The 22005-nt window shown below is 60.6% G+C and carries 35 protein-coding genes; 22 read left to right on the top strand and 13 right to left on the bottom strand.

Going from position 1 to position 22005, the window contains the following annotated elements; genetic code table 11:
• Window positions 1-145 precede the first annotated feature (145 nt).
• The 8 genes from QNO18_RS12295 to QNO18_RS12260 form a co-directional block, all read right to left on the bottom strand.
• The gene (locus QNO18_RS12295) at window positions 146-481 is read right to left on the bottom strand and encodes a tail fiber assembly protein (protein ID WP_283177893.1); all 336 of its coding nucleotides are present in this window, start codon (window positions 479-481) and stop codon (window positions 146-148) included.
• Window positions 474-1070, bottom strand: coding sequence for a hypothetical protein (locus tag QNO18_RS12290; protein WP_283177892.1), 597 nt, complete (start codon window positions 1068-1070; stop codon window positions 474-476). Before QNO18_RS12290 ends, QNO18_RS12295 begins: the two co-directional genes overlap by 8 nt.
• Complete coding sequence (locus tag QNO18_RS12285; protein ID WP_283177891.1) at window positions 1054-2160, bottom strand: hypothetical protein; 1107 nt, start codon at window positions 2158-2160, stop codon at window positions 1054-1056. The genes QNO18_RS12290 and QNO18_RS12285 overlap by 17 nt, the downstream gene beginning before the upstream one ends.
• Window positions 2161-2835: 675 nt before the next feature.
• Window positions 2836-3054: a hypothetical protein gene (locus QNO18_RS12280; RefSeq protein WP_283177890.1), complete on the bottom strand. Its 219-nt coding sequence runs from the start codon at window positions 3052-3054 to the stop codon at window positions 2836-2838.
• On the bottom strand, window positions 3041-3832 hold the full coding sequence (locus tag QNO18_RS12275) for a hypothetical protein (protein ID WP_283177889.1): 792 nt from the start codon (window positions 3830-3832) through the stop codon (window positions 3041-3043). The genes QNO18_RS12280 and QNO18_RS12275 overlap by 14 nt, the downstream gene beginning before the upstream one ends.
• A 7-nt stretch (window positions 3833-3839) precedes the next feature.
• The gene (locus QNO18_RS12270; protein WP_283177888.1) at window positions 3840-4328 is read right to left on the bottom strand and encodes a hypothetical protein; all 489 of its coding nucleotides are present in this window, start codon (window positions 4326-4328) and stop codon (window positions 3840-3842) included.
• Entirely contained in the window at window positions 4288-5070 is a 783-nt protein-coding gene (locus tag QNO18_RS12265) for a DUF1376 domain-containing protein (RefSeq protein ID WP_283177887.1), read from the bottom strand. The genes QNO18_RS12270 and QNO18_RS12265 overlap by 41 nt, the downstream gene beginning before the upstream one ends.
• Window positions 5067-5468, bottom strand: a complete 402-nt coding sequence (locus QNO18_RS12260; protein WP_283177886.1) for a hypothetical protein — start codon at window positions 5466-5468, stop codon at window positions 5067-5069. Before QNO18_RS12260 ends, QNO18_RS12265 begins: the two co-directional genes overlap by 4 nt.
• Before the next feature lie 691 nt (window positions 5469-6159).
• On the opposite strand from QNO18_RS12260, the gene QNO18_RS12255 reads away from it, so the two are divergent.
• From QNO18_RS12255 to QNO18_RS12240, 4 genes are all read left to right on the top strand, one after another.
• Complete coding sequence (locus QNO18_RS12255) at window positions 6160-6585, top strand: hypothetical protein (protein ID WP_283177885.1); 426 nt, start codon at window positions 6160-6162, stop codon at window positions 6583-6585.
• A gap of 183 nt (window positions 6586-6768) precedes the next feature.
• Window positions 6769-7179: a hypothetical protein gene (locus QNO18_RS12250; RefSeq protein WP_283177884.1), complete on the top strand. Its 411-nt coding sequence runs from the start codon at window positions 6769-6771 to the stop codon at window positions 7177-7179.
• A gap of 251 nt (window positions 7180-7430) precedes the next feature.
• A complete protein-coding gene (locus QNO18_RS12245; protein ID WP_283177883.1) occupies window positions 7431-7652 on the top strand; it encodes a hypothetical protein in 222 nt (73 codons plus the stop codon).
• A 166-nt stretch (window positions 7653-7818) separates the two neighbouring features.
• Window positions 7819-8217, top strand: coding sequence for a hypothetical protein (locus tag QNO18_RS12240; RefSeq protein WP_283177882.1), 399 nt, complete (start codon window positions 7819-7821; stop codon window positions 8215-8217).
• A gap of 802 nt (window positions 8218-9019) precedes the next feature.
• Here the strand turns inward: QNO18_RS12240 and QNO18_RS12235 are convergent.
• Both QNO18_RS12235 and QNO18_RS12230 read right to left on the bottom strand, forming a co-directional pair.
• The gene (locus tag QNO18_RS12235) at window positions 9020-9346 is read right to left on the bottom strand and encodes a hypothetical protein (RefSeq protein ID WP_283177881.1); all 327 of its coding nucleotides are present in this window, start codon (window positions 9344-9346) and stop codon (window positions 9020-9022) included.
• Window positions 9343-9555, bottom strand: a complete 213-nt coding sequence (locus QNO18_RS12230) for a hypothetical protein (protein WP_283177880.1) — start codon at window positions 9553-9555, stop codon at window positions 9343-9345. Before QNO18_RS12230 ends, QNO18_RS12235 begins: the two co-directional genes overlap by 4 nt.
• A gap of 233 nt (window positions 9556-9788) precedes the next feature.
• Here QNO18_RS12230 and QNO18_RS12225 point away from each other — a divergent pair, with 233 nt between their 5' ends.
• The 17 genes from QNO18_RS12225 (at window position 9789) to QNO18_RS12145 (ending at window position 18506) form a co-directional block, all read left to right on the top strand.
• Entirely contained in the window at window positions 9789-10502 is a 714-nt protein-coding gene (locus QNO18_RS12225; RefSeq protein WP_283177879.1) for a pentapeptide repeat-containing protein, read from the top strand.
• 79 nt (window positions 10503-10581) lie between these two features.
• Complete coding sequence (locus QNO18_RS12220) at window positions 10582-10905, top strand: hypothetical protein (protein ID WP_283177878.1); 324 nt, start codon at window positions 10582-10584, stop codon at window positions 10903-10905.
• Window positions 10905-11219 (top strand): hypothetical protein, encoded by a 315-nt coding sequence (locus QNO18_RS12215; protein WP_283177877.1) that lies wholly within the window; start codon window positions 10905-10907, stop codon window positions 11217-11219. The genes QNO18_RS12220 and QNO18_RS12215 overlap by 1 nt, the downstream gene beginning before the upstream one ends.
• Window positions 11219-11659, top strand: a complete 441-nt coding sequence (locus tag QNO18_RS12210) for a hypothetical protein (RefSeq protein WP_283177876.1) — start codon at window positions 11219-11221, stop codon at window positions 11657-11659. Before QNO18_RS12215 ends, QNO18_RS12210 begins: the two co-directional genes overlap by 1 nt.
• 110 nt (window positions 11660-11769) lie before the next feature.
• Window positions 11770-12054, top strand: a complete 285-nt coding sequence (locus QNO18_RS12205) for a hypothetical protein (RefSeq protein ID WP_283177875.1) — start codon at window positions 11770-11772, stop codon at window positions 12052-12054.
• Window positions 12051-12917 carry an ERF family protein gene (locus tag QNO18_RS12200; protein ID WP_283177874.1) on the top strand — a complete coding sequence of 289 codons (867 nt, stop codon included), beginning with the start codon at window positions 12051-12053 and terminating at the stop codon, window positions 12915-12917. The genes QNO18_RS12205 and QNO18_RS12200 overlap by 4 nt, the downstream gene beginning before the upstream one ends.
• 10 nt (window positions 12918-12927) lie before the next feature.
• Complete coding sequence (locus QNO18_RS12195; protein ID WP_283177873.1) at window positions 12928-13656, top strand: hypothetical protein; 729 nt, start codon at window positions 12928-12930, stop codon at window positions 13654-13656.
• 29 nt (window positions 13657-13685) lie between these two features.
• On the top strand, window positions 13686-14024 hold the full coding sequence (locus tag QNO18_RS12190; protein ID WP_283177872.1) for a hypothetical protein: 339 nt from the start codon (window positions 13686-13688) through the stop codon (window positions 14022-14024).
• Window positions 14025-14209: 185 nt separating this feature from the next.
• Complete coding sequence (locus QNO18_RS12185) at window positions 14210-14398, top strand: hypothetical protein (RefSeq protein ID WP_283177871.1); 189 nt, start codon at window positions 14210-14212, stop codon at window positions 14396-14398.
• Window positions 14395-14832 (top strand): hypothetical protein, encoded by a 438-nt coding sequence (locus QNO18_RS12180; RefSeq protein WP_283177870.1) that lies wholly within the window; start codon window positions 14395-14397, stop codon window positions 14830-14832. The genes QNO18_RS12185 and QNO18_RS12180 overlap by 4 nt, the downstream gene beginning before the upstream one ends.
• Window positions 14825-15100, top strand: a complete 276-nt coding sequence (locus QNO18_RS12175; RefSeq protein ID WP_283177869.1) for a hypothetical protein — start codon at window positions 14825-14827, stop codon at window positions 15098-15100. The genes QNO18_RS12180 and QNO18_RS12175 overlap by 8 nt, the downstream gene beginning before the upstream one ends.
• A 1-nt stretch (window position 15101) precedes the next feature.
• Entirely contained in the window at window positions 15102-15731 is a 630-nt protein-coding gene (locus QNO18_RS12170) for a hypothetical protein (RefSeq protein ID WP_283177868.1), read from the top strand.
• Window positions 15728-15997 (top strand): hypothetical protein, encoded by a 270-nt coding sequence (locus tag QNO18_RS12165; protein ID WP_283177867.1) that lies wholly within the window; start codon window positions 15728-15730, stop codon window positions 15995-15997. Before QNO18_RS12170 ends, QNO18_RS12165 begins: the two co-directional genes overlap by 4 nt.
• Window positions 15998-16059: 62 nt before the next feature.
• Window positions 16060-16443, top strand: coding sequence for a hypothetical protein (locus QNO18_RS12160; protein WP_283177866.1), 384 nt, complete (start codon window positions 16060-16062; stop codon window positions 16441-16443).
• A complete protein-coding gene (locus QNO18_RS12155) occupies window positions 16443-16634 on the top strand; it encodes a hypothetical protein (RefSeq protein ID WP_283177865.1) in 192 nt (63 codons plus the stop codon). The genes QNO18_RS12160 and QNO18_RS12155 overlap by 1 nt, the downstream gene beginning before the upstream one ends.
• A 172-nt stretch (window positions 16635-16806) precedes the next feature.
• On the top strand, window positions 16807-17877 hold the full coding sequence (locus QNO18_RS12150; protein ID WP_283177864.1) for a site-specific integrase: 1071 nt from the start codon (window positions 16807-16809) through the stop codon (window positions 17875-17877).
• Window positions 17878-18161: 284 nt separating this feature from the next.
• Window positions 18162-18506 carry a hypothetical protein gene (locus tag QNO18_RS12145; RefSeq protein WP_283177863.1) on the top strand — a complete coding sequence of 115 codons (345 nt, stop codon included), beginning with the start codon at window positions 18162-18164 and terminating at the stop codon, window positions 18504-18506.
• 123 nt (window positions 18507-18629) lie between these two features.
• Here QNO18_RS12145 and QNO18_RS12140 read toward each other — a convergent pair whose 3' ends face one another.
• Window positions 18630-18857: a hypothetical protein gene (locus QNO18_RS12140; RefSeq protein ID WP_283177862.1), complete on the bottom strand. Its 228-nt coding sequence runs from the start codon at window positions 18855-18857 to the stop codon at window positions 18630-18632.
• Window positions 18845-19132, bottom strand: a complete 288-nt coding sequence (locus QNO18_RS12135; RefSeq protein WP_283177861.1) for a hypothetical protein — start codon at window positions 19130-19132, stop codon at window positions 18845-18847. The genes QNO18_RS12140 and QNO18_RS12135 overlap by 13 nt, the downstream gene beginning before the upstream one ends.
• A gap of 969 nt (window positions 19133-20101) precedes the next feature.
• On the opposite strand from QNO18_RS12135, the gene QNO18_RS12130 reads away from it, so the two are divergent.
• The gene (locus tag QNO18_RS12130) at window positions 20102-20890 is read left to right on the top strand and encodes a LuxR family transcriptional regulator (RefSeq protein ID WP_283177860.1); all 789 of its coding nucleotides are present in this window, start codon (window positions 20102-20104) and stop codon (window positions 20888-20890) included.
• A 161-nt stretch (window positions 20891-21051) separates the two neighbouring features.
• Here QNO18_RS12130 and tsf read toward each other — a convergent pair whose 3' ends face one another.
• On the bottom strand, window positions 21052-21963 hold the full coding sequence (gene tsf / locus QNO18_RS12125) for a translation elongation factor Ts (protein ID WP_283177859.1): 912 nt from the start codon (window positions 21961-21963) through the stop codon (window positions 21052-21054).
• Window positions 21964-22005 lie beyond the last annotated feature (42 nt).

Here is a 22005-nt window from a genome sequence, read left to right as displayed (position 1 = left end):
AACGTGAATACCAGCTCTGCCGCCTTGAAAGGGCGATCAGTCGTGATTGGCACGCGGCCCGTGATGATGGTGGTCAAAGCCATGGCATATCCACGTAAAAAAGCCCGCACGCGGCGGGGGGTGTCAGATCGGATTGTGCGAAAGGTCAGCCCTGCGGGGGCTCGGGCCAAACAGCGGCCAGCGGGTCAGTCGTCACGTCAGGCAGATCGCGGAGCGCCTGGCGGTAGGCCAGCCATGCAGCGCGCGAGGCCTCAGTCTGGGGGAAGTCCGGCAGCGCGCGAGGGTCGGACCACGCGAGGCGGCGGTCACGCTCGGCGCGCAGCGCAACCCATGGATCTGCTGCTGGCACGACAAAGGGCTCCACCCCCGCCGCGACCGCCGCAGTCCAGAGCGGATGCCCCGGCTCCAACACCAGATCGCGCCCGCCCGGGGCGCCCGGCCAGAAGATCACCGTTTGCTCAGCGTTGCGATATTCAGGCATAGGTCATCCCCTCCAAAGGTGCCGGAATGCCGGGCCAGAGATCCTCGCCGCCGTTGCTGAGGCGGATATTCGAGGTGAAAACCTGCACAGTTCCGCCGCCACCGGTGGGAGAGACAGGGCTGGTCGCCTCGATCCGCAGCAAGTCACCCGGCAAAACGGGCACATCAATGACGCGATTGGCATAGGTCGTCGTGTTTACATAGGTCGCAACGACCACGCTGGCGCCGCCCCTGACGCGCACCAGTTGGCAATTGCCACCACCGGAGCCACCGGAGCCAGCGCTGCTGCGGTGAGAGAAGCTCATCCGGACAGTGCCACTCTGGAGCATACCGAACGAATACGCTTCAAGGCGTGCTAAGACACTTACGCCAGTTGCCGTAGCGAGTTGCTCCGCATCGATCCGGGACCGGATCTGATTGCCGGCTGTCAGCCGGGGCAGCGCGCCGAGGCTGAGGCGGGGCGCACCCTGGGCGCCTTCGAACATGGCGATGGGGTTTTTCGCCAGTGCCTTAAAAAGGTCGGTCGTCGGCGGCTGATATGGATCAGTCTCGCTCTCGGTGATGAGCCGGTAGTCATAGCCATAGATCATCAGAAAATCTCGTAATGAGGCGAGCCGTCTGGAAGCCAGGGCGCGCTGTTTGCGGTGATGAACATGAAGCGATCACGCTGCTCGGGAGACGTGTCGGAATATGCCGGCGTCCCATTCGGCGGATCACCCCGAACCGGCCGTCAAACTGATAGGCCTGAGACACGACCTCGAACTGGTGGCCCGGATCCGGCTCCGAGCGCTCGATGACTTGATAGAGGCTGGTGACCGCCCTTCCCGTTTCATCCTGAATGGCATCGGTTGACAGGCGCAGCACATCGGCAAGATCAATGGTGCCGTCCTTTTCATCCAGCAGGAGCGTCAGATGTGCCGGGGCTGCGAGGAAGCGTCGCAGCAGGCGAAGGGATGAGATGCGGATGATGCTGTCGCCGCCCTCTTCCAGCCAGGCGGTGTAGATCTTGCGGATACGGGTCTCACCGTAAGCCCAGGCCTCCTGTGCCGAAAGATCAACCGTTGCCATCAGGCGGTCGTAATTCTCGGCGCTGGTGCTGCCCTTGGTCGGGTCAGACAGAACGCTATGGACATGGATCTGCGTCAGGCGCTTGTCGTCGCGATCCTTCCGCGTGACCTCGATGATATCGTTCCGGTCCGAAAGGTCGAAAATCTCGTCATTATCGACGGGCCGGTTTGCCTTGAGCCTGATCCGGTTGAGGATGTTCGATGGCCATATCGAGACGCCAAACAAGGACAGCTCGCCGATCAGGCTGTCGACGCCGGTGGGTTTAACGATGTTCCGGGTCAGCAGGACGCCCGGCAGCCAGCGCATAATCTCCGCGGCATCCTCCGGGCCCGGGAAGCGGGCCGGATCGACGGTGGTATAATCCGCGAGCAGGGTCTGAATGATCTCATGGATGCGCTTGCGGTCGAAAAAGAGCACCTGCTGGAAGGTGTCGCCCTCATTGTGACCGGCCTTAGCTGTCCGGGCGATCCCGCGCCCGGTCAGGGTCACCGCATCACCCGCGCGGGTGAAAGTGACGATTTCAGACCCGATGCAGGCCCGGCCTGAGCTCGGGTATTCGGCATCGCCGATGCCTGGAGGCACGAGGGTGAGCGTGGTCGCGTCAATTTCCATGGCTTCCGCCAGCGCGCCGTTGCTCGGCTTCGGGCCACGGCTTTCTCATTCTTTGCCAGATCCAGCACATCGGCGGCCTCAAAAGACACGCTGCCGCTGGTGCCGGGGCCAGAGCGACTCGTCAGCACATAGTGCCGCTTCTTCACATCCACGATCTGGCCGTTGACCAGATAGCCGAGGCAGCGGCGGATCGGGCGGCCCGCGTAATAGGGCCAGCGCGCCACGGTCTTGCCCCACAGCGTCCCGCGCGCGGACGGATCATATCCGGGCTCGTCAATCTGTGCCGCACCGCTGACGCGCTCCGCCTGATAGGGATCGAGGAACCGGTCATGATACGGCGCGTCGGATACCGTTGCCTTCATCGTGGCGCGGCGGCCTAGCGCGGCCATATCATCATCGCTGCCGGCGATGTTCACGCGCCCAGGCTCCTCCGAGACGCTTTGCAGCATCGGGAACCACGTTCCATCCTTCGGCAGGTTCGCCCGAGGCTCGCAGATGCGGAGGGTGCGGAAGGCCTTGTCATGCAGGAACGCGGCTTTTGCCCGGCAGGTCGCGAAGGTGTTGAAGCACTTGCGCTGCACATCGCCGACGCCCAGGGCGGCGGGGCAATCCCCCTGCCCGAACACCCGCCCGCAGCCGTCCATGTCGATCTCGATCCAGGAGAATGGCTCACGATCACTCATACCGGATCACCTGCACGTCGGGATGCCGCTCGTAAGCGCCACCGTGGCTCAGCACAAGGAAATCATCGGGAAGCGGATCGCCCGGACAGACCTTTTCGCCATCAATCAAGATGCTCGAAGCGGTCAGAGGATCAAATAGCCGCAGATCAGTCTGCCATTCGAGGCGGCGGCCCGCACCAGATATCCAAACATCGCCCTTAGATGCCAACATAAGCGCTCACCTCCATGCTCAGATCGCCATAGACCGCGCCGGCGCCAAAGTTGGCCGAGAGGGTATCGCCCGCCCGCCAGCAATAGTGGCCATCATCCGGGAACAGATCCGGGCAGCTCATCCAAAGGAAAGGACGCCCGAGATTGTAATGCTCGATGAAGGGCGCGGCATCGCTCTGGATCCACCAGCGCCTCTGCGGGGTCAGCGAGATGCTGGTGCCGGCCCCCTTCTTTTTGACGCTGACGCCGAGATACTGCCCGCCCCTGGTGACGCTGGGCTTAAGCTCGATATCCAGCGCCATGTTGACCGGCACGTATCCTGCGGCAACTCCGTCAGGAATGAAGAACCTCGGCCCGATCCATGCGATGCCGATATGGGGCGCGGTCGGGCCGGTGATCCGGATGCGCCAGCGCGGATATGGCACGTCCGACGCGAACAGCATGATCAGATCGCGGTCATCTGTCGGCGTGACGGTCGATACCGTGACCCATGACGCCCCTGTAAGACTGCCCTCAACATGCACCGTGGCGCCGCTGGAGCCGAGGGTGTGAGCGATGATAGCGGCGCAGTCACAGTCTACCGCCACGGGCAGGATCACAGACAGCGTGGCTGGCATCGCGGATGGCTTCCATGCGTCATTGGTCTGCGGTCCTAGGGCGTTCGCGGCAAAACCGTCTGGCGTCTGACTGGACCAAGACAGCACGCCCTCGACGAGGACGTTGCGATATGCGACAGAGCTCGCCCGGGTGCCAGTCGCGCTGTTCTCGATATGGATCATGTGAGCCTCAGGAGGTGTAGGTGAGAACGACGCCGCGCCGCTTGAGCTCTTTCTGCACAGCATCGGTCATGCCAATGACCTGCTTACCGCTGTACAGGCTGTCAGGGTCGAGGCCTTGGATGGTCACGGCGACCGGATTGCTGTCCTGCGTTGCTGCGGCAGTCGTTGACCCGGACGATCCACCTGCCGAGGTTCGTGCGCCGCCTTTGCCGGCCCCCTTGATCGCACTGACCGCGCCAAGGCCGGCTGCGAGAACCTTTCCGGCCGCCAGCATTTTGCCCCAGTAAGGTACAGTAGGATCGCGCAGGACGGTTGTGTAACCCTCCCAGGCATTGATCAGCGCTGTGGCGGCCGAGAAGCCCTGTTGGAGTTTCAATAGGCCATCAAGACTGGAGCCGGTCAGTCCGTGCAGTTGCCCGAAATAGCTGCCCCAATTCGACAGATCCTGAGCCAGATCACTGCGATTGTCCTCGCTCAGCAGGTTCGCCCACTGCAATTCCTTCAGCTTGCGATAGTAACCGGTCCAGGGCTGAGAGAAAGAAGCGCAGCGAAGAAGGCGGCCCCGGATCGCGACCGGCGTTCTTCGCCGCCATCTCCTCGGAAACGATCTGCAGAACCTCGGCCTCGGAAATCCGGCGCTCGGTCATTCTGGCGTTGATCTCTGCTATCTCGCCGGAGCGGCCGATCATCTGACCGCCTCTGCCGGTGAAGCCGGAGGTAGAGACGCCGCAGGCAACGAGGATCCGCTCCCGGAAGGTCAGATCTTGCTGAGAAGCATCAGGATGATCATCGCGCGCTCGCGCATCACCACCACCATCTTCTGTATCTGTATCTGTATCTGTATCTGTATGGTTGAACGCCTGTTGAACGGGCGTTGCTTCCTGCCGTTGTTTTTGTTGCCTTTTTTGGGCACTTGCCTTTCCGGCCTTGGAACTATTTTTCAGATCGTCCGCACGATTTGAAATTTCGATTTCAGCGCGGGCATTTGAGACCATGCCGTCGATCAGCGTCAGCTTGCCGAGCGCTACCAGCTTTTCGAAGGTTTTGAGGAACGTCGCCTCGCGCATCCCGGCATAGGTCGAGAGGCGCAGAGGGCTATATTCAACCGGACCGTTTTCCTCGTAGATCCGGCAGAGCAGCATCTGATACAGCCCGACCTCGGTCGCGGACATGCCGCGAACGCCATGCATGAAGTCAGCCGGGTAGAACCGGAACCATGGGATTGCGCCCTCGCTCACAACACCACCCCTTCATGAGGGATCAGAACCAGCGCAGGGCGGATTTCCACGATCACAGCGCCGCCTTTGCAGCGTTCGCCCCGGATCGGCTCCTGTATGCGGAAGCGGCGATCATTGACCTTCAGGACGGCAGCCAAGGCGTCCAGCGCGCCCTTCTGAGCGGCAATCACATTGTCGTCGTCGGGCCAGCCCCCAGCCGTGGGGGGGCAGATGGTCAGGTGCAGCGGGATATCCACCCCGTCCGGGATACGGACAAGGTGGAGACCAGCTTCCCAGGCGCGCTTGGTCGCATCCTCCTTCTGCTTCCCGATCAGGTTATTGCGGGCGCGCCAGTGAAGCCTGCCGTTGCCGGAAAGCTCGCTGGTCTTTGCCCACGGCAGGACAACGCGCAGGGTCATTTGCCACCCCGCAGGATTGCGTCACGAACCGAACAGGTCGCCCTGGCGAGTTTGTTCCGGCGCGGGTCGCTCTTGCGCATCGCGCCTTGCGCTGCTGACATGACCTCGATCTGCGTCAATGCCAGAACGCCAGCGAACCTCTGCTGCGGCTCGGTGAGCATGACAGGCCCAGAGATAGCCTGGCCTTCGCTGTTGCGAAGCAAGGCCCGGAAGTCGGTGGCCGTAAGCCCCTGGGGCTTTGCATTCGAAGCATGGCCCCATGTCACGGCGAGACCTCCCTGCCCCTGATCGCAATAAGAAGGGCAAGCCACGCGGCGAAGTGTGACGCGCTGACGTCAAGCGCGAACAACTCGTCCGCGCCCCATGAGGCGACAAAGCACATAGCCGCCCAAACGATGTAGGTAGACAGCTGCATCACGCCGCCCCCTTTCTGCCGGGGGCTTGCGCGGGGGCTGTGGGCGCACCATGTGCGGGGGATGATCCCCAACGCTCAACATGATGCTTCCCCACTGCGCTCAGAAGCCGGGTGGGCCGCCATCCACGCGCGCAGCGCAGATACGTCCTCATCGAGCTTCTCAGCCTTGGATTTCAGCCGGTCGTATAGACGGGCATTGTTTCTGGCGCGGTTGCAAACGGTAGCAGGCGAAAGCCCGGTCTCGGCGCAATATGCGTCCAGTTCGGAGATGATGGCATGAATGTCGGACATGCCAAACACTGTGCCAATTGGCATGTTAAAGGTCAAGTGCCTATTGACACATTGAAGCCCGTGCCGTTTGGCACTCTAACTTCCCGCATGGCAAACGACTTTCGTTCAGCGCTGCTCTGGCACATGGACCAGCACAAGACCACAATCGTAGACCTTGTGACGCGCACCGGCGTGTCTCGCGATGTCATCAATAAGCTGAAAGCTCGTGACGACGCCTCCACAACCGTAGAGAATGCCATGCTTATCGCAGCGTTCTACGGCAAGACGGTCAACCAGTTCGTCATGCGGCAAGAGGTTACCGACAAGGATCGGGTTCAAAACCTCTTTGACCTGCTTCTGCCAGAAGAATCGCAACTCTTGGAAGCACAGATCCAGGGCGTTCTTTCGCAGCGTGCTCGGAAATCATCCTGACAGCATCCGCCACTATACGCTGCCTGGATGCTTCACCGAGTCCATCCCATTCATCTTCCGTCATGCAATCCCCTACTCCCAATGAGAACATACTGAGAACGCCCTGAGCGTGAGTCAACCGCAGGGTGCCGAGCGTTAAGGATTTCCTGGGGATTGTTCTGTGGATGTTCTGGGTGGCGAATGATGCCAAGAAAATACAACTTTAACGAATCTCACGGGTATGTGATGCAGATGGCGCATATTCAGTTGGAGATCAAATTGCGCGCTATTTTTATTGTACTGGCGGCCTCTTGCATTGCTGCGGGTTGTGCGAAGAAGCCAGATCAAATCCCGGCTGCTGATATAGGGCCGAACCCGTATGGCGGTCAGTCATGCGCCTCACTCAATAAGCACCTGCTGACACAGAAGCAGAACCTTGAAAACCTGAGTGCTGCCCAGCAGAGCGCGGCAAGTGGGGACGCGTGGGGGGTATTCCTACTCGGGCTGCCCGTTTCCAGCATGTCTGGGAATGACAAGGAGGCAGCCATTTCATTGACCAAAGGTCACATCCAGAAAATTGAATCTGAGAAGCTTGCGAAGAAGTGCGCAGCATAACTTAAAGTGGGTATAATACTATGAAAGCAACTGGTTACATTTCCATTGTGGCGTTGATCTTGGCATGTCTCGCAACCAGCGCCAATGCCCACGGTGGCGGCTGTCGCAAGAGTTCTCCCCCTGGAAAGTGCTGCCACGCAGACAACAGCCAAGGTGGCAGGGTTCACTGCCACTGACTTGCGGGCCTCGCTTCGGCGGGGCCCTTTCCATTCCACTTGCCCGAATCCGGTCCTCTCGGCAGATTGGCACACATGGACAAAGACCTTCGTATAATCGAGCTGGAGCGCGAGCTGGCCGACACCCGCCGGGCCGCCGTTTCGATCATCATGGGGATGGCAGAGGGTATCGCACCAAGCGCGGAGGGCCGGGCCGAGCTGGCGAAGGGCTTCCGCGAGGCGGCGGACGATCCTGCTGCAGATCCGGCCACCGCACGGCTGGCCCTGCTGGTGGCGATGGAACTCGAGCGGCGCTGAGGGCGCTGGCGGGGAAGATGGCGCCTGATCGCGCGACGGTTGCAGAATCGGATGGGGGTGTGGAAGGTAAAAAGGCATTGCCTAGAGGTATTTGATGAGATCGGCATCTTGGGTCAGGGCTGCGGATAAAACCGAGGTGCAAACTGGCGCGTGGAAAACGGGTAGAATGCCCAAGACATGCATCAAGACAAAAGCGCCGTACGTTCTGGCTGGTTCTTGGTCTTGGCGGATAATCACCTTCAACGCTGAAGGGCATCCTTACAGCATTTTGTTGGCACACCGGGCCGAACGTGGTGACTTTTTGGCCATGCTGGTTCACGCTGGGAAAGAGGCCACCATGCTCTGCCGTGTCGAACATCACGGTTCTCATCCAGGCTGGCATGTGCACTATCAGGCAGAACGACCATTCCTTACTGGCGTGACCAACTTCCCACGGTTGCGAAAGCGTGATTGCGGCGGAGATACAAGTTTCGGCCCGAATATGGTATCAGGCTTCGAGGCTTGGGCCATATCCGTGGCTGACAGGCTCTTTCGTTTCGAGACGCACAGTGGCAACCTGATATGAAGGAACTGATCTGCAAAGCTTTCTGTGAGAGTGTGAAGGTTGTCGACCTCCCCAACGGAAGCGGGTTCGGCATTAGCAGCAGTATGTTCGAAGCACATGGTGACCCTGTAGGCATCTACGCCATCCCCAACCGGACGAATGGCAAGTGGCGGATTGATGACAGCGGATGGGTAGCGCCGATGCTCTCAGCATCTGGCTATGATCTGTCCTCCACTTCGAGAATGCAGGTTTTCGAGGAAATACTCGAAAGAAGCGGTATCAAATTTGACCACGACACATTTGAAATTTTCGCAGATGGTATCCCTGAGAAAGAGGTACCAGCTACCGCGATCCGTTTTTTCTCCGCATTGAGTAAAGTCGCGGAACTCGGCGGCTGGACGCAAGAAAGAGTGAAGAGCACCTTCAGGGATGACGTGACAGCATCCCTTCGGTCGATACTGCCAGGCGTCACAATAACCGAGAATGCCCCCCTGATCCAAGGGTCGGTGACTTGGTGGCCGATATTGTCCTGCAGGCGGAGGGCCAGCGGCCTGTCGCGCTATATCTTGCACAAACTGAGGTTTCTTTGCTTGAGGCGATGCTCCTTAGGTCAGAGACTGCCAATTTGCATAACAGGCCAAAAGTAGCCGCTATTATGGAGCGTGAGAAATCCGCCCCAGCTAAAACCAGAACGCGGGCCCACAACAGGTTAGACGTTGTTGCCGTGTATGAGGGCGATGCGACGGCGGCTATTGCCAGGATCGCCGAAGAGATTTCACCGGCAGTTCACTGACCCCCAGCCCGCCCTCACCGGCGGGCTTCTTCATGCGCCCCGAATGCGACGCCAGAAGCGCTGCAGCATAGGTTTCCAAGTATCCCGCCACACTATTGAAAATGCCTTTGCAAACAGCACTGAAATGAGCCCGAGGGCGGGACCGATCAGCCACGCATAGAGCGCGATAGCACCCCCCATTGCGGCCAGTCCCATGTTCCCGACCAATGTCATCATCAGGATCAGGCCAGCCAAGGGGATTGCTAGCACCGCCTGCCACCAAATGGAGAGCCTGCGGAACCAGCGCCACAATGCGAGAGTGCAACCGCCCAGCTTCTTGAATGCGGCGCCAGCCCAGATCATGGCCCTCTTCTTCATTCTACCACCTTCACGCCCAGCTCGGCCGCCAGATTCTCCAGCGCTGCTATCGTCGCATCATAGCTGGTGCCTGACTTCGGGTGTTCCTCCCGCATCCTGCGGTAGAAGGTCAGCCACTTTGGAAGATCGCTGATCGGATAGGTGTCAAACCAGCCCGTCACGCGAAGGGTGAAGGTCTGCTTGTCTGGGTCATGTATCGCGGTTGCCATGCCGGGGGTTTAGCGCCCTGCCCGGCCAGTGGCCAGACCGATCCCCTGCCCTCCTGACCTCGTTTCCATACGGGTGATTCTAGCATGGGTGGGAGGGGTGGGGCAATAATTCTGTGCCTATTGGCATATTTTTATCTTGCAATGTGCCAATCGGCACTTCATATTCATCTCAACGCAGCGCTGAAACCCGCCCGGGCCGATCCTGCGGAAACCTTAACAGGATGGAGGGCGCAGTGAAGATCCAGATCAAGTCCAGATGGTCCAGCAATATCGTCTTTGAGTGCGATATTGAGGCGAGCGAGAATACCAGCGAAGGCTTTCGGCTTGGCCTCGCAGTGAAGATCGCAGTGGGTCGGAAAGCTGTCCTGCGCGGTGCTGACCTGAGCGGTGCTGTCCTGCGCGGTGCTGACCTGAGCGGTGCTGACCTGAGCGGTGCTGACCTGAGCGGTGCTGTCCTGCGCGATGCTGTCCTGCGCGGTGCTGACCTGAGCGGTGCTGTCCTGCGCGGTGCTGACCTGAGCGGTGCTGACCTGAGCGGTGCTGACCTGAGCGGTGCTGTCCTGCGCGATGCTGTCCTGAGCGGTGCTGTCCTGCGCGGTGCTGTCCTGCGCGGTGCTGACCTGCGCGGTGCTGACTGGATTCCTCGCATCGAGAACATTCACCAGAAGGTCTACGCGGCCGCCAGCGCCCCTGAAGCCCTGAATATGGGTTCTTGGCATCAGGACGGCTACTGCGGCACCACCCATTGCCGCGCCGGATGGGTCTGCGTTCTCGCTGGACCGGGCGGCAAAGTGCTCGAAGGTGTCTATGGAACGGACGCTGCGGCAGCGCTGATCTACCAAGCCAGCGATCCGAAGCTAGAGCGCGTTCCAAGCTGGTACGCCACCAATTCAGAAGCCCTGAACGACATGAAGCGCCTCGCCGAGGCCGAAGCTGTCGTCGCCTGACCTTCCGGTGCCTGCCTGCGCGTCAGGCAGCATCCCGAGGGCCTGAGCCTCGACACTCCCCAAACAAGGAACCCGAACAGTGAAAAATACCCCGCTTGTCAGTTTGTTCCCGCGTGAGCGGGGCGCGATCACAGGTCACGTAATGACCGAAGCTGAGATTGCCGCCATGGACTACCGCGACACGTTTTGCCGCGCAGCGCGACTTGATGCCCTGGCTGATTTCCGCGAAGGCCGCGCCCGCAAGGAAAGCGTCAGTCTCGGCAAGGGCTGCAACGTTATCCTCTTCCCCCGCCGTGCCGAGGTGGAGGACGACCTGATCCGCAGCAACGTGATCTTCGGCCTGTTCCCCGACCCCACCCCGCCCCAGGGCGGCGCTCCGGCGGCAGTGGCGAGGGCTGCGTGATGGCACATGTCGAACTCAACGTGGGCGAGCTCGATATCGGGACCGTCGAAACCATTGAGGGATTTCGCGGCGGTAATTCATGGGTTGCCTCGGAGAAGCGTCCGCTTCGCCTCGCGATCATCGCCGAAGATGGAACCCGCATCGAGGCTGACATGCCCAGGGGCTATCCCGAGGACTCGATCCAGATCATGACCGAGATTTTCGAGGCGCTTGGCTACGGCAACCCCGGTGACGACTGCGAGCAACTGCTGGCAGATATCCGCACCGCCCTCACCGTTCAAAAGGCCCGCGATGCAGCCAGGCGGGCTGCCTGATGGATATCGGCGCCCGCTGCCAGCAGTGCAAAGGCCTCGCCGTCCGCTGCGACCTCTGCCACGGCACCGGGCGCAACGATGCGCACCCTCTCGTGATGCGCCCCGAATATCTCGACCTTCCGCCCGGCGTCAGCCCGGAGGCCTTCGCCGCAGAATGTGCGGCGCGCGAATATGCCGACAACCACATGTCCGGAGAAACCCCAATGGCACTGTTTGACGACGAGCCCTGGATCATCACCGAAGAGGGTGAGGATGAATATGGCGATCCGCTTTGGGTCGCAACGCTGGACGGCTGCCCCCTGACCGGCACTGGCCAGACCGAGCAATCCGCGATCAGCGATCTGCGCAGCCAACAGGCCGCTGCATCCACAGCCGCGCGTGAGGCTCGCGACGATTTCGGCGACTGGCGCAGGGATCAGCAGATCGACCGCGCCGCATGATTTTCGCGCTGGCCCGGGGTTTCTGCCTCCCTGTCCTCCCCGCCCAGCAACTAGCCCCCGGCCCGTCCCGATTTTGGCCGGGGGTATTTTCCAAAAACCCGGAGAACGCCATGCCCCTCGATAGCACCTCCATGAGCGCGGAATATGCCGAGCGCATCCCGACACCGGGGCAGCTCCATCAGGCAGCGGTTGCAGCCGCGCGTGATCAGTTTGTGGCCGACTTCCGCCGCCTCAAGGTTTCCCGCCGCGCCAAGAACCCCGGCCTGATCCGCCGCTGGCTGTTTTGGGCTGCGCTGATCGCCGGAACCATCTTCTTCGCGAACCACATGTCCGACGCCTTTGCTCGCGCACAGGCCGATATCCGCATCATCCAGAGCATGGAGCAGATCAAATGACCGAAGTCACGAAGATCGAGGGCGGCACCGCCGTTGCGGCACCCGGTGGAAATGATGCCTGGGCCTCCATGATTGAGCGCGTGGTTATGAACCCCGATGCCGACCTGGATAAGCTTGAGCGCATGCTGGCCATGAAGGAGCGCATGGACGCTCACGGCGCCAGCGTTGCATTTGCTGCCGCTCTGGCTGCGGCCCGTGCCGAGATTCCACCCATCACGAAGGATGCCACGGTCGATTTCTCCAGCGCCAAGGGCCGGACGCACTACAAGCATGAAACGCTGGCAGGCATCGCCAAGGTGATTGACCCGATCCTTTCGCGCCATGGACTGTCGTATCGCTTCCGCACTGATGACAGCCAAAATGGACGCGTTCGGGTGATCTGCATTGTCTCTCATGCTGGCGGGCATAGCGAGGAAAACTCCCTCTCTGGCCCACCAGATCAGTCTGGGAACAAAAACTCCTTTCAGGCTGCTGGCAGTGCAGTGACCTATCTCCAGCGCTACACCCTCAAAGCGGCCCTTGGCCTTTCTGCCGAGGTTGATGACGACGCCCAAAGCGCCGCGCCGCGTCCGGATCAGCGTCAATCTGACGACCCGCGCCAGAACCGTCAGCAGGAGCAGCAGCGCATCAACCAGCCGGCAGGCCCGACGATTGGCGACAAGCGCATGGCGGACGGAATGGTCGCTGGGATCAAGCAGCACGGCATGAAAGCCGTGAACGATCCCAACCTGCAGCGCGATCTCGCCACTCTCCGCAGCCGTGCGCCCGAACTGGCCGCAATGGTCGACGTCGAGATTGAGGCCTGCAAGCGCAAGCAGCCGATCTCCGGCGAGATCCTTGACGATGACGAAATCCCCTATTGAGGATTGACCAATGAACGACATGACCCCGATAGGGATCGGCCACAACGGCGCCCCTGACCCGATTGACGAAATCAATGCCCGCTATGAAGGCGACAGGCTTGCCGCTGAAAGCTGGGCTGATGGCGCGAAGGTTGAGAATGAAGCCCAGATGAAGGAGGCCGATACGCTGCGCAAGTCGATGCAGCGATGGCGGCTGGACCTTGAGAAGGGTCAGAAGGAAGCCACCACCCCCCTGCGCGATGCCTACCAGTCGGAGCTTGATCGCTGGAAGCCGACCATTGCCGATGCAAAGCGGATCGAGGGCTGCATTGTTGCAGGCGTTGATGCGTTCAAGCGCGCCGAGGATGCCCGTAAGGCCGAGATTGCCCGGCTGGCCCGCGAGGAAGAAGCCCGCAAGCAGCGCGAGGTTGAAGCGGCGGCCGCCCTCGCGCGCCATAATCCCGCCGATCTGGAGGCGCAGCGCGCCGCCGAGGCCGCTGCCCGAGAGGCTGAGCAGGCGCGCATCGCTGCATCCAAGGCCAGCAAAGACACCGTGAAGGGCATGCGCACCGTCACGCGCTACGCCTTTGAAGAGCCTACCGAGGCGAACCCGCGCGGCGGCCACCGGATGGCGCTGAACGATATCGCCCAGAACGACCCGGACGCGATCACGGCTTTTGTCGAGGAATACGTCCGCCGCAACCACAAAACCCGCCAGATCTCCGGTGTCCGGGTCTGGGAAGAGAAGGAAGCATTCTAATGGCAGTGAGAGTTTTGAAGGAGCTGGCGGTGGCTACCGGCAGCTATGAGGACCGCAACAGCGGTCAGATGAAGAACCGTTACCACAACATCGGTGCCCTGATGGAAAGCACCAATGACCGTGGCGAGACCAATACATTCATCCTGCTGGACCGTCATTTCAACCCCGCCGGCGTCCCTTTCAAGCAGGGAAGCGATCAGATCCTGATCAGCGCATTTGACCCGAAACCCCGCGAGGACAATCGCGGCGGCAATGACGGGCGCGGCCAGCAAGATAATCGCGGTCAAGGCCCCCAGACCGGCGGCTACGGCGGCGGATACGACGACCGGGGCGGCTATCAGAACCGTGACGATGAGATCGGTTTCTGAACCATCAGGCTTTCCGGTGACCGCCCTCACGCAGGGCGGCATCCCGAGCGCCAGACCACAGGAGCAAGACATGGAAGCAATGGCAAATCTCATTCTGGCAGGCGCGATCCTGTTTTTCACGGTCGGCCTTTGGATGATTGGCCTCGTAGCGACGGTAAACTGGTTCTTCGGGTGGGGAGGCTGACATGCCCGTATCCGACCAGCAGATCCGCGACGACCTGCAATCCCGGCTCAAAGCCCGCACCTCAGTGATTGGCCATAAACCTGACGCACAGGACGAGGCCGCGGTAATTGGCGAGACCGCGCTGCGCTTTTCCAAGGCGGCATTCATCGCAGCCGATACCTTTATCGCCGCCCGCGAGGCCAGCCAATGACCGAGGATCTGCGCAAGCTGCTGGGTGAGGCGACGCCGGGGGAGTGGTCTGCGGATGGTCCGGTCTGGAACCAGATTATCTGGACAGACAGTGAAACCCGGCTTTGCTTCATGGCGCACAGTAGCGGTTTGAATGACGGGCGAGACATTGCCAACGCCCGCTTGATCGCCATGGCGCCGATGCTCGGCCGCAAGGTGATTGACCTTTCCGAAGCAATGGACCGGGACGCAGAAACATCAGCCGCCCGGATCGCCGCGCTTGAGGCCGAGTCCGCATCCCTGCGTGAGCGGGTGGCGGGGCTGGAGAACGAACAGGAAAAGCTCAAGGAGGCCCTAACCTGCATCAAGAATGCGTGGTCAGTCCACGGATACGACAACGCCGTGAACGCTGTTTGCGCCATGAAAGACATAGCTTTGGAGGCTCTCAATGACTGACGCAAACATTGCAAACGCCGCATGGCAGGTGGGGCATAGCGCCGAGGTCTTGGCGCAGCAAATCTCCGGATACCATGCAACGTGGTTCTCGGTTCTCAAGCCTAGGCTGTTCAAGGACGGAAATGCGTGGTGCGCGCTGCACGGCGAGAACCTGCAAGAAGGAGTGGCTGGTTTCGGCGACACCCCTGCGAAAGCACTGCTCGCCTTCGAAATTGCCATGTGCCATCCGAATGGCTCGCACGTTTCCCTGTCCAAGGAGGGCGCGTGACATGGCTGATAAACCGGTCCTCTTTTCCGGGCCGATGGTCCGCGCGCTGCTGGAAGGGCGCAAGACGCAGACGCGGCGGGTTGCTATGTCTGCCGATGAGATTGCACGGGGGCCGTGGACCGGCGCCACAAGGTTGCATGAAACCGCTGGCTGGCAGGTCCGTCTGGCCACCTTCAATTCATGGCAAAAGATACCCGTTCGCTATGCGGTCGGCGACCGGCTCTATGTCCGAGAGGCTCATGCTATCCTGCCGCGAACAGCGTATCGCATGAGCATTGGCACCGGGACGATTGATCAGCGAGAACACCCCACTGACGACTATTCCGCTGCTGTTTTCCGCGAAGGCTTTGACCGGAGTGGCCAGCCAAAGTGGCGCCCCGGCATCCACATGCCACGCTGGGCGAGCCGGATCACGCTGCTGGTGACAGAGGTCCGGGTAGAGCGCCTGCAGGATTGTAGTGAGGCGGATGCCTTGGCCGAGGGGGTCGATGATCGCGATCCCGTCTGCGGCTATTCCGAACTTTGGGACCAGATCAACGGACCCGGCGCTTGGGATCTCAACCCATGGGTGGCGGCTTACACCTTCACCGTCCAACGGCAAAACATCGACCAGATCGGAGCCACCCCATGACCAATGACGTTAAAGCGCTGATCGAGGCGGTGGAGGGGGATATGCCAGATCTCATATGGGGCAGCAAAAGCAGCGGCAGCGAGATCGTGGTCAGCTTTGCCACGCCAAGCGTGGAATACTGCATTCCATACGTCCGCCGCGATCCCATTGAGGCCGATCTGCGCCGGATCGCGGCCATGGACCACGACGCTTTCGGCGCGCAGGCCCGCCTCATCGAGGCCAAGGCAATCGCAGCCGCCGCTCTGGCGAGGATAGGAGGGGAGTGATGCCGATAAGGGCGAGCGAGAAAGCGCGCTATCCGGCAGACTGGAAGCGGATCAGCCGTGAGGTGCGTGAGGCTGCCGGCAACAAGTGCGAGAAGTGCGGCGCGCCGAACGGCGAATATATCTCGCGCGGGACCGGGTTCGCAGAGGGAACCTATATGCTGATGCACGGCCAGGTTCATTGCGCCGAGACCGGCGACTACAAGGGCATGGCGCGAGGGTCAGAATATCCGACGCGCGGTCTGGTCAGGATCATTCTCACCGTCGCGCACCTCGATCACCAGCCTGAAAACTGCGCCCGGGAAAACCTCCGAGCATGGTGCCAGCGGTGCCATCTTCGCTATGACGCAAAGCACCACGCGGCGAATTCGGCAGCAACGAGGCGCAGCAGGAAGGCGGCCGGTGACCTGTTCACCCGCGCCGCCGCGCAAGAGAAAGGGGGCGGATGATGGGGGAGACCACAATCGACCTATGGAACCCGTGGGAACGCAAATGGGGCACCATCACGCTCACCGATGCAGAGCGGATCCTGGATGATCTCGCCCTGCGCGTGCCGGAAGCGAGGCGCAAAGAGCGCGCCCGCCTGACCAACGATATTGCCTTGCTGCATCGCAAACTTGACGATGTGAGGGATGGATGATGGGGGCAATGCCGCTTCTCACCCCTGACGAAGCTGCGGCTGTACTGCGGGTGTCTACCAAAACCCTGCGGCGTCTCCGGGATCGGGGCTTGCCATTTGTGATGCTCACCAGTGGCACGATCCGCTATCGTCAGGACGACCTCGCAACATTTATCGACAGGCAATCTCAACAATGCCATTCCGCCCCCAAGGCACGCGCTACTGGCACTACGACTTCCAAATCCGGGGTCGTAGATTTCATGGCTCTTGTGGGACCGAGGACTTCGAGGAGGCCAAAGCCGTAGAGGCTGAGAAAAGGGTCGAGGCAAAGTCCCAGGCCACAGCCAGCCCCAAGGGCATTTTCACCCTGGGCGAAGCCTTGGGCACCTACTATGCCGAAGTTGCGCAACACCAGAGTTCAGCTCGCACCACAATATCACAAGGCAAGGCATTGGTATCTGGAATAAATCCAGAAACAAAGTTGCACGAAATTACAATGGCGATGATCCAGCGCCACGTGTCCAGTCGGCGCTCAGAGGTTGCAAATGGCACCGTTAACCGCGAGCTGCAGATGCTCGGGCGCGCGCTGCGACACATGCAGAAAATCCACGCCGCCACCATCGCGGATCTGGACCTCAAATCTGTCGAGGTCAAAGAGGCCGAGGAAAGAGTCAGGGAACTAACCCGAGACGAACAAACAAGACTTTTCAAGCACCTGCGCGAAGATCTTCACCCGCTTGTTTTGCTGGCGATGATGACCGGCGCGCGGGTTACTGCACTGACCGGGCTGAAATGGTCTGACGTAGACCTTGAGGCGCGCATCATCACTATGCGGGAAAAGGGGCAAGTCACCCGAAAATTCCCCATAAACAATGAGGTGCGGGCGTTTCTTTCAAGCCTGCCCAAGGCAGAAGATCTGCCGCACAGCCGTTATGTGCTGACATACGTCAACCACAAGGCGAAGGGCCATCCGCGCCACAGGATCACACCGACCGGTGGGATCATGGAGAAGTGGAAAGAGGCGCTTGTCGCCGCCGGGATCGAGAATTTCCGCTTCCACGATCTTCGGCACACATTCGCGACAAGGATGCTGCGCCAGACCGGCAACCTGAAACTGGTCAGTCGCCTGCTTGGCCACAAGCAGATTGACACGACGATGCGCTATGCGCACGTTCTGGACGATGACCTGAGGACGGCGCTCGATGATTACGCCGTCACGGGGCGAGTCCCGAAGAAATCCCCGAAGCGCCGCACAACCGATTGAAATCAATGATGCGGTCTTGGCTTCCCAAGCTGAATACGAGGGTTCGATTCCCTTCACCCGCTCCAGCACTCCTCACAGTCTTTTACCTTTAATATCAAGGTCGTGAAGGGCTATAGGTATGTGATTTCCAGCTCATTCTCTCGGGCCTCAATGGGAACAAAACCGCAATAAAAGGCATTGGATTCCCAGAGAGTCCCAGACCAATCCCCAGACTTTGTTCCCGATTCGATCCGCCAAAGCAAAAGCCCCCGGCCTCCCGATGGGCCGCAATACGGATACCTGCGGTGATCAACCCGCTCAGAGCCGGGACAGACAGTGCGCGCAGGTATTGCATCATGAGAACGCATAGCGAGCACTGGCAATCCCATCCCCCCGAGTCGCTCATGTTCCGCGCCGTCACTCCCCTGCCCGAAACCATCCATCTGACCTGTGACCGGTGCGGCCGATCAGGCCGATACAGCCGCGCGCGATATGTCGAGCTGGCCGGCACCGAGGACGCGCCGTCTGCGCTGCTGGAGTTTGCCCGGGCCGCCGGGTGCGAGGTCGCGCTCAGACAGCACGAATGGGAATGGAGCGACCGCTGCCAGATTGTATATGATCTGCCTGCAGGAAAGCGGGATCAGGCCTGACACCCCGCATCGATCAGCGCGATCAGCCGGGCCCCGCTCACCACCGACCGGTCGTCCGGCGAATTCGCCAGTGCCGCCGCATGATCGGCCCGCGCCGCCCGCGATCCATCGCAGATGGCGCTGTCATTTGGTGTCGGGCGGACGCACGCTGAGAGCAGACCGCAGCACATGAGGATCATCGGAAATCTCAGCATCTGCTTTGTCCATTCCTTTCCGCCCGCGCACATAGGCCTCTGCGGCTTCCAGCGCGGTCTGTTGCTTTGCGCTCGCCCTGCCCCGCAGCCAGACCGCCAGCAGGGCCAGCAGCACGGCGACGGGCTTCCAGAGCCAGCGGAGTATCAGCGCGCCCATCCGAACCTCACGGCCAGCGCATAGACGCCTTCTGTCAGGGCGCCGATGCCGAGACCGATCAGCGCGACCATCTGATCCTGGCTCTGCCGCCTCTCGCCATACGGGGGCGGCACGACCACCTCGCGGTAATCCGTGACCCCGGCGGCGAACTCGGCAGACATTGCCCGCAGATCCTCCAGATCGCCCGGAGAGAGCTGATATCCGGCCAGGTCGGCCCAAGCGCTGATCGTCTGCCACGACAGCGAAACCGGGCCAACCTCGCTCGCCTCACACATGCCGACCGATGCCAGTGCTTCGGCGAGCAGCGGCGCGTCCTCAAGCTCATCGAGCGCGGGAAGCTGGATCTCGCGCCCATCCTCCGCGATCAGGATGCCGCGCGCGCGCCCCTTCTTTGTCTCGGGCGTCGACAGCCACGCCTGCTGCCGAGCCCAGAGCCTGAGAAGAGTCAGCCTTTCGGCAAAAAATTGGCGCGCTGCCCGATGAACTCATTCACCTGATCGAAGGCTGGGCGGTAAAGCTCAAGGAATGCCAACAGATTGTCGTCACTGAACTCCAGCAGCTCGCCCTTTTCGCCAAGCTCCGACCACGGGATATTATCCCATCCAACTCACCCAGCACCAGAGTTGAGCGGGTCAGGCTATCGACGGAAATAACCGTTGATGAATTTGTTTCCGGCGGGGAGTGCTGCTCCCTGATACGTCCTGCTGCCGAGGTAGATCCCCTGGCCGCTGACACGCGCCTCCATCCGGGTGACCGAAGCATCAGTATTGCCTGAGGCAGGCATATTCCAGGGCTCGACCTGCCGGAAAAAGGCCAGCGGTCAAGGCCTGCAGGAGGACGCCGCGCGGCGTCAGGATCTGACCGCCCGAGGCCAGAACCTCAAAGGACAGGCCCTCCTTTTTGATCCTGGCAATGGTTCCTGCTGTTACGCTGCATGGCCCGGGGCAATCAGGCAACGAACGTAAATTCGTTTATCCTGCAGGAATTGCGCAGCGTCTCAGGATGAAATGTTTTTCGTCAAATTTCGCCCATAATGAATTGACTTTATTTACATATATCTCAATCACCAGGCAGCTCACGCTTCGGACATCAACGACACGCCGAGAAATATGACATCTTCCGTCACATTTTTCTGCAACACTCACCAAGGCTCGACAGGTTGCGGGCGTCTGCATAGTTAGAAGCAAGTTACCAGTAGCAACTGGCCTGGCGGCTCTCATACCGCTACGTCAAAGGAGGCCCAAATGACCCGCAGTTCAGTTCTCGAACTACTTGGCGATATCGCGCAATCGGCCAGCATTGATGAGACCTGGCAAGTCGCGTGCCGGCATTTCGCCTCTATGGGCTTTGCCCGGGCGAATTACGGCTTTACCCGCTTTCGTCACCTCAAGACGATCGGCGACCCGGATGATGCGCTGTTTCTCAGCACGATGAACCAGGAATATGCCCGCCGCTACTTTGAAAGCGGTCTTTTCAGCCGCAGCCCCGTTTTCCGCTGGGCCGAGCGCAATTCCGGAATCCGCACCTGGAAATGGGTGCATGATGCTTTTGCCGCTGGCAAGCTCCCGCCGGAAGAAGCGGAAATCGTACGTCAGAACAATGCTCTGGGCATCAAAGCTGGCATTACCGTAAGTTTTCCCGAAGCCTCGACCCGGGCGAAGGGCGCGCTTGGGCTGATCGCGGATACCAATCTTGACCACGCCGATGTCGAGCGCATCTTCACCGAGCGCTGCGATGAGATCACTGCCATCGCCCATATGATGCATCTGCGGATCGTCCAGCTGCCGCAGCTTTCAAAGGCCCGCACGCTCAGCCCACGCCAGCGTGAAGCGCTGGAATGGGTGGCGGATGGTAAGACCACCCAGGATGTGGCACTGCTGATGGGCGTTTCGCCGGCGATGGTGGAAAAACACCTTCGCCTCGCACGTGATGCGCTGGCGGTTGAGACCACGGCTCAGGCGGTGGCCAAAGGCGCGCTCCTGAACATGATCTTTCAGCAGTTCCCCGAGCCGCTGGCCCAGGCCGCCAGCTGACCCCCGGTTCCTGCCAGTTTCCCGGACAACCACCGGATTAATCAGTAAAGCAATGGGATGCCAGCCGGACTTGCCAGCATTTCAGAGCTATTGAACGCAAAAAGGGCCGCACCTTGCGGTACGGCCCCGGATGAACTGGATCCCGGAAAGGATCCGGAAGATCAGCTGCCAGCCAGAGTCTTGGCGACTTCAGCGGCGAAATCTTCTTCTTTTTTCTCGATGCCTTCGCCAACCGCCACACGGGCATAGCCGGTGATCTCGACGCCGGCTTCTTTGGCCGCCGCTTCGACGGTCAGGTCGGGATTGATGACGAATGCCTGACCAAGAAGCGTGTTCTCGGCGAGGAATTTCTTCATCCGGCCCGGGATGATGTTGTTATGAATGACCTGCTCGGGCTTCGGCTTGTCCGAGGTCGAGTTCTCTTCCAGCGCCTTGGCGGTCTGCACCTGCAGCTCGCGCTCGACGATAACCGGGTCGAGGGTCGCTTCCGACAGCGAGAGCGGGTTCGTAGCCGCGATATGCATCGCGAACTGCTTGCCGATCTCTTGCGCTTTGGCGGCATCGCCTTTCAGCGCAACCAGCACGCCGATCCGACCCATGCCGTCAGTGGCCGCATTGTGCACATAGGAAACGACAGTATCGCCTTCCAGCACATGCATCCGGCGCAGCGTCATGTTCTCGCCGATACGGGCGATGGCATCCGTCAGCACTTCCGAGACGGGCTTGCCGTTCAGATGGGTGGCTTTCAGAACTTCGACATCATTCGCAGTGGTCAGCGCAACTTCGGTGATCTCGCGCACGAGCTTCTGGAAGTCAGCGTTTTTCGCCACGAAGTCGGTTTCCGAGTTGATCTCGATGGCGACGCCCTTGCCGGTGGCCACTGTCACGCCGATCAGACCCTCTGCGGCAACGCGGTCAGCCTTCTTGGCCGCTTTTGCAAGGCCTTTGGTGCGCAGCCAGTCAACGGCGGCTTCCATGTCGCCATTTACTTCGGTCAGCGCCTTCTTGGCGTCCATCATGCCTGCGCCGGTCGATTCGCGCAGTTCTTTCACCATTGCTGCGGTGATGCTCATAGCTCAGCTCCTTCGGAAAGGTAGAAACGGATCACGGCGGGG

This window comes from Gemmobacter sp. 24YEA27 (genome assembly GCF_030052995.1).
GTDB lineage: Bacteria > Pseudomonadota > Alphaproteobacteria > Rhodobacterales > Rhodobacteraceae > Pseudogemmobacter.
Note: the sequence above shows the minus strand (reverse complement) of the source record. Positions and strands in the feature narration are given on the sequence as shown.

What these genes read in the sequence shown, in the direction of transcription:
- QNO18_RS12275 (WP_283177889.1), bottom strand. Translation starts at nt 3,832, where the DNA reads ATGATCCATATCGAGAACAGCGCGACTGGCACCCGGGCGAGCTCTGTC.
- QNO18_RS12140 (WP_283177862.1), bottom strand. Translation starts at nt 18,857, where the DNA reads ATGGGCGCGCTGATACTCCGCTGGCTCTGGAAGCCCGTCGCCGTGCTG.
- QNO18_RS12165 (WP_283177867.1), top strand. Translation starts at nt 15,728, where the DNA reads ATGACCAATGACGTTAAAGCGCTGATCGAGGCGGTGGAGGGGGATATG.
- QNO18_RS12135 (WP_283177861.1), bottom strand. Translation starts at nt 19,132, where the DNA reads ATGTGTGAGGCGAGCGAGGTTGGCCCGGTTTCGCTGTCGTGGCAGACG.
- QNO18_RS12200 (WP_283177874.1), top strand. Translation starts at nt 12,051, where the DNA reads ATGACCGAAGTCACGAAGATCGAGGGCGGCACCGCCGTTGCGGCACCC.
- QNO18_RS12285 (WP_283177891.1), bottom strand. Translation starts at nt 2,160, where the DNA reads ATGGAAATTGACGCGACCACGCTCACCCTCGTGCCTCCAGGCATCGGC.
- QNO18_RS12280 (WP_283177890.1), bottom strand. Translation starts at nt 3,054, where the DNA reads ATGTTGGCATCTAAGGGCGATGTTTGGATATCTGGTGCGGGCCGCCGC.
- QNO18_RS12290 (WP_283177892.1), bottom strand. Translation starts at nt 1,070, where the DNA reads ATGATCTATGGCTATGACTACCGGCTCATCACCGAGAGCGAGACTGAT.
- QNO18_RS12260 (WP_283177886.1), bottom strand. Translation starts at nt 5,468, where the DNA reads ATGACCCTGCGCGTTGTCCTGCCGTGGGCAAAGACCAGCGAGCTTTCC.
- QNO18_RS12155 (WP_283177865.1), top strand. Translation starts at nt 16,443, where the DNA reads ATGGGGGAGACCACAATCGACCTATGGAACCCGTGGGAACGCAAATGG.
- tsf (WP_283177859.1), bottom strand. Translation starts at nt 21,963, where the DNA reads ATGAGCATCACCGCAGCAATGGTGAAAGAACTGCGCGAATCGACCGGC.
- QNO18_RS12235 (WP_283177881.1), bottom strand. Translation starts at nt 9,346, where the DNA reads ATGAAGAAGAGGGCCATGATCTGGGCTGGCGCCGCATTCAAGAAGCTG.
- QNO18_RS12215 (WP_283177877.1), top strand. Translation starts at nt 10,905, where the DNA reads ATGGCACATGTCGAACTCAACGTGGGCGAGCTCGATATCGGGACCGTC.
- QNO18_RS12210 (WP_283177876.1), top strand. Translation starts at nt 11,219, where the DNA reads ATGGATATCGGCGCCCGCTGCCAGCAGTGCAAAGGCCTCGCCGTCCGC.
- QNO18_RS12245 (WP_283177883.1), top strand. Translation starts at nt 7,431, where the DNA reads ATGGACAAAGACCTTCGTATAATCGAGCTGGAGCGCGAGCTGGCCGAC.
- QNO18_RS12240 (WP_283177882.1), top strand. Translation starts at nt 7,819, where the DNA reads ATGCCCAAGACATGCATCAAGACAAAAGCGCCGTACGTTCTGGCTGGT.
- QNO18_RS12150 (WP_283177864.1), top strand. Translation starts at nt 16,807, where the DNA reads ATGCCATTCCGCCCCCAAGGCACGCGCTACTGGCACTACGACTTCCAA.
- QNO18_RS12170 (WP_283177868.1), top strand. Translation starts at nt 15,102, where the DNA reads ATGGCTGATAAACCGGTCCTCTTTTCCGGGCCGATGGTCCGCGCGCTG.
- QNO18_RS12205 (WP_283177875.1), top strand. Translation starts at nt 11,770, where the DNA reads ATGCCCCTCGATAGCACCTCCATGAGCGCGGAATATGCCGAGCGCATC.
- QNO18_RS12175 (WP_283177869.1), top strand. Translation starts at nt 14,825, where the DNA reads ATGACTGACGCAAACATTGCAAACGCCGCATGGCAGGTGGGGCATAGC.
- QNO18_RS12230 (WP_283177880.1), bottom strand. Translation starts at nt 9,555, where the DNA reads ATGGCAACCGCGATACATGACCCAGACAAGCAGACCTTCACCCTTCGC.
- QNO18_RS12295 (WP_283177893.1), bottom strand. Translation starts at nt 481, where the DNA reads ATGCCTGAATATCGCAACGCTGAGCAAACGGTGATCTTCTGGCCGGGC.
- QNO18_RS12195 (WP_283177873.1), top strand. Translation starts at nt 12,928, where the DNA reads ATGAACGACATGACCCCGATAGGGATCGGCCACAACGGCGCCCCTGAC.
- QNO18_RS12185 (WP_283177871.1), top strand. Translation starts at nt 14,210, where the DNA reads ATGCCCGTATCCGACCAGCAGATCCGCGACGACCTGCAATCCCGGCTC.
- QNO18_RS12130 (WP_283177860.1), top strand. Translation starts at nt 20,102, where the DNA reads ATGACCCGCAGTTCAGTTCTCGAACTACTTGGCGATATCGCGCAATCG.
- QNO18_RS12180 (WP_283177870.1), top strand. Translation starts at nt 14,395, where the DNA reads ATGACCGAGGATCTGCGCAAGCTGCTGGGTGAGGCGACGCCGGGGGAG.
- QNO18_RS12255 (WP_283177885.1), top strand. Translation starts at nt 6,160, where the DNA reads ATGAATGTCGGACATGCCAAACACTGTGCCAATTGGCATGTTAAAGGT.
- QNO18_RS12250 (WP_283177884.1), top strand. Translation starts at nt 6,769, where the DNA reads ATGCCAAGAAAATACAACTTTAACGAATCTCACGGGTATGTGATGCAG.